Origin of the sequence: Paenibacillus sp. FSL W8-0439 (genome assembly GCF_038008995.1) — a bacterium.
GTDB lineage: Bacteria > Bacillota > Bacilli > Paenibacillales > Paenibacillaceae > Paenibacillus > Paenibacillus polymyxa.
The window spans coordinates 79,489-87,490 of record NZ_JBBPAK010000001.1 but is presented as its reverse complement, the minus strand read 5'-3'; the positions used below and the strand labels follow the sequence as shown (position 1 = coordinate 87,490).

General features: G+C 47.0%; 7 protein-coding genes. All 7 read right to left on the bottom strand.

Annotation, left to right across the window (positions count from 1 at the left end; all coding sequences use genetic code 11):
• Positions 1-90: 90 nt before the first annotated feature.
• The 7 genes from MKX36_RS00410 to MKX36_RS00380 all read right to left on the bottom strand — a co-directional run bounded on the left by MKX36_RS00410 (position 91) and on the right by MKX36_RS00380 (position 7,932).
• Positions 91-498 (bottom strand): 3-hydroxyacyl-ACP dehydratase FabZ family protein, encoded by a 408-nt coding sequence (locus tag MKX36_RS00410; RefSeq protein WP_340864024.1) that lies wholly within the window; start codon positions 496-498, stop codon positions 91-93.
• Between the two features lie 4 nt (positions 499-502).
• Positions 503-1,747: a beta-ketoacyl-ACP synthase II gene (gene fabF, locus MKX36_RS00405; protein ID WP_016818887.1), complete on the bottom strand. Its 1,245-nt coding sequence runs from the start codon at positions 1,745-1,747 to the stop codon at positions 503-505.
• A gap of 20 nt (positions 1,748-1,767) precedes the next feature.
• On the bottom strand, positions 1,768-3,468 hold the full coding sequence (locus MKX36_RS00400) for a thiamine pyrophosphate-binding protein (protein ID WP_340864023.1): 1,701 nt from the start codon (positions 3,466-3,468) through the stop codon (positions 1,768-1,770).
• Entirely contained in the window at positions 3,465-4,688 is a 1,224-nt protein-coding gene (locus MKX36_RS00395) for an aldehyde dehydrogenase family protein (RefSeq protein WP_016818889.1), read from the bottom strand. Before MKX36_RS00395 ends, MKX36_RS00400 begins: the two co-directional genes overlap by 4 nt.
• A gap of 44 nt (positions 4,689-4,732) precedes the next feature.
• Positions 4,733-6,193 carry a class I adenylate-forming enzyme family protein gene (locus MKX36_RS00390; protein WP_340864022.1) on the bottom strand — a complete coding sequence of 487 codons (1,461 nt, stop codon included), beginning with the start codon at positions 6,191-6,193 and terminating at the stop codon, positions 4,733-4,735.
• A 12-nt stretch (positions 6,194-6,205) separates the two neighbouring features.
• Positions 6,206-6,976: an enoyl-ACP reductase FabI gene (gene fabI, locus MKX36_RS00385; RefSeq protein ID WP_017427043.1), complete on the bottom strand. Its 771-nt coding sequence runs from the start codon at positions 6,974-6,976 to the stop codon at positions 6,206-6,208.
• 422 nt (positions 6,977-7,398) lie between these two features.
• Positions 7,399-7,932 carry a hypothetical protein gene (locus MKX36_RS00380; protein ID WP_016818892.1) on the bottom strand — a complete coding sequence of 178 codons (534 nt, stop codon included), beginning with the start codon at positions 7,930-7,932 and terminating at the stop codon, positions 7,399-7,401.
• Positions 7,933-8,002: the final 70 nt, after the last annotated feature.

Genomic DNA, 8,002 nt, shown 5'->3' with positions numbered 1-8,002 from the left:
TTCACTCCTATTTCCGTGATGTGAATATCCTCCCGCTGCACTTGGCAGTCAGGAGGACAAAAAGACAGTTTAACGCGCGCTTCCACCCCGTCATTGATCAAGTGAAACAATTTCTTGCGCCTCAGCCACCAATCGTTCGCCTACGGTAGCCCGGCCACTTCCGAGAATATAACCACGCCGACGCTTGACCACTTCAAAATAGAGATCTATTCGGTCCCCAGGCTTCGCAAGGCTATGAAAGCGAACGCCATTGAGGTTGGTTAGGTATGAAATACCTCTTTTGTCAATCGCAGCGAATGCCGCTAATTGTGCAAGCGACTCCACGATCAGCATAGGAGGCATGTATGGATTAGCTTCTGTAATAAACCATTCGCTTGAGGTAACAAGCTTGTACCCCTTTGCCCATTGCGACGTTTCGTACCCGGTCACACCATCGAGCAGAAGAAATGGGTACCTGTGCGGAAGCACATCCTGAATATGGACTAGCTCTTCGCTCACAGGCTTATACCCCCTCCCACTTACGAACGGCAAGACAGACGTTGTGTCCTCCAAAACCAAAAGAATTACTAATCGCCGCACGGACTTCACGTTCCTGATATACATGCGGTACAAAATTCAGTTCAGGGGCTTCGGGATTGTCACAATTGAGTGTCGGTGGTACTTTGCTGTGGATCATGCTCTGTACCGTTGCAATTAATTCGACTGCCCCAGCACCGCCCATTAAATGGCCTGTCATGGATTTAATAGACGATATTGCCAACCGAGGTGCATGCTCTCCGAATACTTTTTGAATAGCATTAATCTCCATGCGATCATTAAATGGCGTACTCGTACCGTGGGCATTGACATAGTCAATCTCCTGCGGTGTTAAGCCCCCATCTTGCAGCGCTATATTGATCGCTTCTGCCGGACCGGAGCCCGAGGGATCTGGAGCCGTGATATGATATGCATCCGTTGTGCATCCATAACCCGCAACTTCAGCCAAAATGGTGGCCCCCCGGTTCAAGGCATGCTCCAACTCCTCCAGCACTAGAACCCCTGCCCCACCACCGATGACAAAACCGTCGCGATCCGTATCAAACGGGCGACTGGCTTTCTGTGGCTCTTCATTACGTCTGGAAAGAGCATGAATATTCGCAAAAGAAGCCAAATCAAGCTGACTAAAGTTGGCCTCTGCTCCTCCAGCCACTACGACATCAGCTGTGCCGTATTGGATCGTACGTAATGCCTCACCGATGGCATTGCTTCCTGTGGCACAAGCAGTGACCACAGCAAACGAAGGTCCCTTAGCACCAATGGCAATAGAAATTTCGCCAGGCGCGGAATTAATCATCATCGAGGAAACAAAATAAGGAGAGACCCTTTTAGGACCAAGCTCCGTTAATTTTCTGTAGTTCTCCTCTATGACATCGAGGCCGCCTGCTCCAGAGCCGACGATAACACCCACACGACCTGCATTTCGTTCGTCTATGACTAACCTCGATTGCTCGACTGCCTGACGGGCAGCCGCCAAAGCGAATTGAGTGAACTGTGCAACCTTTTGGGCTTCCTTTTTGCTCATATACTCCAACGGGTCAAAGCCCGTAACTTGTGCACCAATTTTTGTTGGTATATTTGCTGTATCGAAAACAGTGACAGGTCCGATTCCACTCTTTCCTTCCAGCAGTGAATTCCAGAAATCTGTAAGATGAAGCCCGATCGGCGTTACGACTCCCTGTCCTGTCACTACAACACGTCTTCTCACCATACCCACGTCCTTCGCTGAAATTAATTCTTGGAAGCCTGTTGCTCGTAGAGAGGAAAGTCGCCATATACATGACTAATTTTCTCATGCACATCTGCAAGATCAGCAAACACCTCGACGACCACAAGCTTGTTCTCCTTGTACTTTTGCCAAGCAAGCTGAAGCTGCTCCCGAGCCTCCCCCTTGCTGCGGATTACCAGACTTTCGACAAATTCATACTGGGGAATTTGGATTCCTGTCTTGACCGCCTCCGAAACAAATGGGAAGGCTTGTCCTGAGATATGCTTATAATTCATCTGGTTTTGCAGCCAACCGTAGCCGCCATTATTAAGTACAAGATAAATTACTGGTATTTGATACTGTACCGCCGTCATAAAATCTGAACAAAATAAATTGAATGCACCGTCACCTACAAGCGCTACTACCGGGCGTTCTGTCGCCACACTTGCCCCCAGAGCAGCGGCCGCACCGAATCCAAGACTCGTTTGGTCACTAGGAACAATGGAAAGTGAGCCTGTGGTAAAACGGAAATATGGATAAAAGTAGGACCACATATCCTGCAATCCGTTCTCTTGTAGAAGCACTAGGTCTTCAGGAAACTCCGTCTGAATCATGTCCAACAGTTCTGGAACGTGGATGCCGGGGGCCTTTTTCAACCCTTCCAAATAATTAGTCCTCTCTGAAAAAGCCTTCTGTTTACATCCTCTGATCGTTTCAAGCCACGCTCCATCGGGCTCCTGTCCGCGCCGTTCTAGCCATTGCTCCACTGCCGCATATCCATCGCCAAGCACCTTGATGCCTCTGAATTCGTGCGCAAAATCCTCCAGCTCTACATTGACTTGAATTAAAGGCGTATCCTGTAGCAAAATATCCCACTCGAACGTAGCCGTTTCTTCCAATCGACTGCCAAGCGTAATGACTACATCGGATTCCTGCCAGATTTGTCTCAGACTAAGATCGGTATAAAGACCGGCAACACCACAGAAAAGTTCATGGTCTTCATTCACTACACCTCGTCCCGAGGCAGTTGCGAACACAGCCGCTCCATGTTGGTTAGCGAACCGCTCAATCACATCGCTTGTCCCTGACTTCATTCCGCCTCCGACTAGAACGAGTGGTCTACGGGCATTCTCAATGATGTTCCATGCCGCATCCAGTTCCCGAACAGACGGAGAGCACGAGAGCTTTTCTGGCGGGGCAAACTGAATCCCTGTTGGCACAGACTGGTCCATCAGGTTCTCGGGTAATTCTATATAGACAGGACCTGGTGCTCCATTGATAGCCAAAAAGGCAGCCCGCTCCATCGCCCATACAAGCCGATCCACATGCTCAACACGATAAGCCCATTTGACGAGCGGCTTCACGAGTGAGATTTGATCGGCTTCCTGAAAGGATCGGGTACCCAGCTTGTCTCCTCCGGTGCCGAGCGCCAAGAGCAGGAGCGGGGCACCCAGGTTCTTGGCTTCCAGTAGCCCCGTAAGTGTATTGCTGAGCGCAGGACCTTTCCCCACAACACATACGGACATCTGGTTAGTTGTGAGCGCATAGCCTGCAGCCATAAACACAGCATTACGCTGATCTTTGCACAAAATAAAATCCATACCGGATGAGGGGAGTGACGCTACAATATTGAGATCGTCACTTGGTAATCCAAAGAGGTGCTGGGCCCCAGCCGATTGTAAGTAGCCAATGATGGCATCCCAGGGGGATATGCTCGCGGTCATACCAAACTCCTCTTTTCTGACAAATATTCTGCGACAATTTCCGAGATCAAGATCGGCTTCGAAACGAGCTTATAATCGTAAAAAATATAGTTCGACATCGTGCCATAGCCACCAAAAGGCTTATTGCCTTGATCCACATCCTCAAGGGTTTGATTAATGGTCAATGTGTGCTTCTTTCGTAGAACGTCTGCCAGATGCTCTGACCCGTATAAGCTGCAACCCATTGCCCGTTCGCTGAAATAACTGGAGGAAATGCGCTTGATCAATTGCTCGTCGTCTTGGTAGCTAACTACATTGAACACTGGCGAAAAATACTCAATAATCTCCAAGTTCTGATCCAATTCGCTATATACAACCGTTGGCTCCATTTTTTTCGTACGGAAATCAATGCCGCCGCCGTAAATAATAAACTTATCGTTCGTATTAAAATATTCAGAAACCGAATATAGCGTGTCTTTATAGAATATAGGGGAGTAGTTCGCGTTCGGATCATTGTTGGCCCCAAATACGAGTTCGTCAATCCGTTGAATCAGCAAGTTTTTAAATGGCTCGCTCACCTCTTGATGTACCAGGATGATGTCGGGCCCCAGGCAGTCCTGTCCAGAGTTGAACAATCTCATGCGAATCACATCGGTAACCGCCAGCTCCAGATCGGCATCTGGTCCAATGATGAAAGGATTGATCCCTTGTCCATAAAAAATGTAGAGCTGATCCTTGCGAATCTGTTTTTTGATCTTCTCCGCATTGGTATAGCTCCCGGTGAACACCACAATATCAGCTGGCATCACGGAATTCTCCATGAACACCTTCTGGCTAACTTTGCGAATATAGATAGGTAATTGGTGTACTGCTTGCAGCTTTTCATGCAACATATCGACATACTCGTTTACGTGAGAAGAAGGACGAAAGTCTATATTTTCAACGTACAGGGATGGAATCAAGAGGTATAATGCATAGGAGTACAAAATGACGTTGGAGGGCATGAATACAGCCATAGATCGTTGCCAGCTTGGCTGATGGGTCTGCACTTCTTGCAATGCACCTTGAAGTGTGAGGATCGTGGAGTCAATTTCTGCATTGGCGGCCCGATAGGATGAAAATTGTGTGAGAATATCCATCACTTCTTGCCGATTTTCAATCAAATAATTGAGGCATTTCAGAATAGATTCATGCCTTTTCAAAAACAGCGTGTTTTCTGCCAGTTCTGGATTTATACTCATGGCACATTCTCCCTTTCCTATATGCGATTTTGGTAAATATCTTGTTATGCTTTGCGAGAAGCAGCTTTCTCTAGAGCAGTGCGCTCCATCTCCAGACGATCTACTTTTCCATTGCGATTTAAAGGAAAATGGTCGAGCGGAAGCAAAAGATCGGGAAACATATAAGAAGGGAGTACCCGATTCATCTCTTTGCGGAGCACAGGTAAGACCTGTGAGGATTCACTTTCGATGAATGCAACAAGCAAAGTCCCTTTTGCCTCATCCTCCAAAGTAATCACACAGGATCGGTAACCTAGTGAACCAATCCGGTCCTCGATATAGACTGGGGAGACCATGTAGCCCATCCGGTTGACTGTCTTACCACTGCGACCAATAACATACAGCATTCCGTCATCCAGATAGCCTAGATCTCCCGTCTTAAACCAGCCATCCTGGAGAACAGATTGTGTCAGGTCGGGACGATTCAGATAACCTTCCATGCATCCGGCACTTCGTATCCACACTTCGCCTACGATACCGTCCACCTGATGGTTGCCAGTAGAATCAAGTATTTTCAAATCCACACCAGGTAATGGTTTGCCACACCCCTTCGGACACTCCAGCGTCCCCAGCGTGACGTTGCCCAGTTCAGAAAGGCCATAACCATTCAGCAGGGGCTGTCCAAATATGTTGTTAAATTTCTCTTCGAGGTCTTGAGTAAGTGGAGAACCGCCTACGCACCACATGCGGACTGGGGATTGCTTGATCAATTCCAGTTGTTCGGGTTTTCGGCTTAGCATACGCAACAAGGTGTAAAAAGCAGAGGGGTTAGCGTCTACGACCGTCGCCCGGTCTTTCGTAATACTTGCAATGACGCTCCAGAGGTTTTTTGGATTGCAGATGATGAGAGAACATGAGGTTAACCACCAGGAGAAGATAAGTGAAATTCCATAAAAATGAGAGAAAGGCACTACGGGGAGCATATGGTCAGACGGTATGTAGTTCATAGCGTGTATGGAATGTCTGATATTCTCCATAAAAGCTGAACCAGCTTTCACGATTCCCTTGGGTTTTCCCGTCGTACCTGAAGAATACAGAATGAGCGCATCCGGTCTCTCGCACCACTTGTTAAAGTCGAGGGCTTCGGGCTTTGGCTCTCCCACCCAATGCGGGTGTACTGCTTCTTCTTGAATGAGATCTTGAATCAGAATAACGAGAGCATGAGGAACTTCTAAATCGGAATCCGTCAGAATGCAACAGGCACCCGCTTCATCATAGATTTGGGCCACCTCATCAATTACAGTCTGCTCGTCCACCACAGTTACCGAAACTGCGAGATGACACAGGGAAAACAGAGAAACAACAAACCAATAGGAATTGGCCGCTTTCAGAATCACTCTACCGTCTTCAGGAATTCCTCTGAGAGCCAACATCCGTGAGAAGATCGTCACATCCCGCTCCAGACGTTCCCTGCTCATAATTCCTTCAGGTGAGATAATACGGCAATCCGTATGCGTAATAAGCACAACGTTCCCTCCTTACATCCCCGTAATATGATATCCAGCATCTACATGGATAACTTCACCCGTAATGCCTCTCGATAAATGGGAAAATAGGAATAACGCCGTATCTCCGACTTCAGACGTATCGACCGTCTTGCGTAGGGGCGTAGTTTCTTCAATATGCTTTAGCATTGTGTTAAAATCTTTAATGCCATAGGCGGCCAAAGTACGTATAGGACCAGCCGAAATCGCATTTACACGAATGCCGTAAGTACCCAGATCATTCGACAGATAGCGCATGCTGGCTTCTAGTGAGGCCTTTGCTACACCCATAATGTTGTAATTCTTAATGGCTCGTTCTGCGCCGATATACGTCATGGTGACGATACTTCCACCCTCCGTCATCAGCGGGTATACGCGGCGGGATACAGCAGCCAGAGAATAGGCACTGATTTCTTGAGCAACCGCGAATCCCTCGCGAGAAGTATCGACGAACGAGCCTTCCAAATCCTCAGCCTTAGCAAACGCAACACTGTGGAAATATCCGTGCAAGACGCCTACCTTCTCCTTGAGAAAATCCGCCAGTGCATCCAATTCTTCATCGCTCTGTACATTGCAAGGACAAACAATGGAACCCGGAATGGTTTCAGCGAGCTTTAGCACCCGTTCTGCAACCCTCTCATTTTCGTAAGTAAAAATGAGATTTGCTCCTTCCGCAGCTAAAGATTGGGCTGTCCCCCAGGCAATACTCCTGTTATTAGCCACACCCATAATCAAAATGTTCTTTCCACTCAGTAGTACTGCCACAGAAACCACCTTTCCTTTTTACATTTTTAAACATAATAACAACTTAATTGCGTTTGTCTACATATATAGACATATATAATCTTTCCTGGAATATTATCTCGTCAGTTGCCAAACTTATATAGGCGCCGTTTTAGGCAGATGACAAGAATATTTTAAAAATTGTGAATGTGGTTTCTGTTGGTCTGTGTTCAAATCGAAAGGAGTCCATGCGTGTGAAAAAAGTGGTGAGGCAACGATAAGATGACTGTCAAAGCGATTTTAATATAAAAATATCATATTCTTATAAATATTTCCATTCCAACGATAGACTCATCCCATTATTGAAAGTAACCACTTCATTTCACCGTCAATGACTCTCCCGATTTGAACATCCTGAGTGACCAGCCTGATTCGTTTCAAGCTTGCGGCTCTATTCCTCTTGGCTAAGCCTTATGTTTATGTTTTTTAGGAGCTAAGGTATAGCTGAAGGAGACAACAAAGTCGATTGCCAGAACGATCGCCCATGTTTGCATGATGCCCTCCAGTGCCGCCGTACGCTGCGGATCACCTACATATACAATGATGGCGAGCAACAAAGCGTTGCCTATAGCCCAGCCCAACAGGTGAAGCAACCAACCTATACGCTCCTCTTTTGCATGAGCAGCACCATACTTGCGTTCAGGCTTGGGTCCTTTACCAAACCAATGAGAGAATCGTACATCGGCCCACTTAATTAACCTATGACCAAATGCCACTGTAATACCAAAATAACAGGCTGCCAGGCCAGTAGCAGTCGTAATCTCCATGCCACTTCTCACCGTGATGAACACCGCAATCAGCAACAGGATATCAATAATTGGGGTAAAGAGTAAAAGAAGGCCCCCTAATTTCTTCAACCCAAACATATACCTTGCGACTAACCCTGCAACAACAAAAACCCAAAATAAAACCTCAGCACTAATAATAAATAAATACATAATGGACGATTCCTTTCAAATTTGAAATTGGTATTCCCCTAAGTCCCCCCCTTCATGCCCACTATCATAC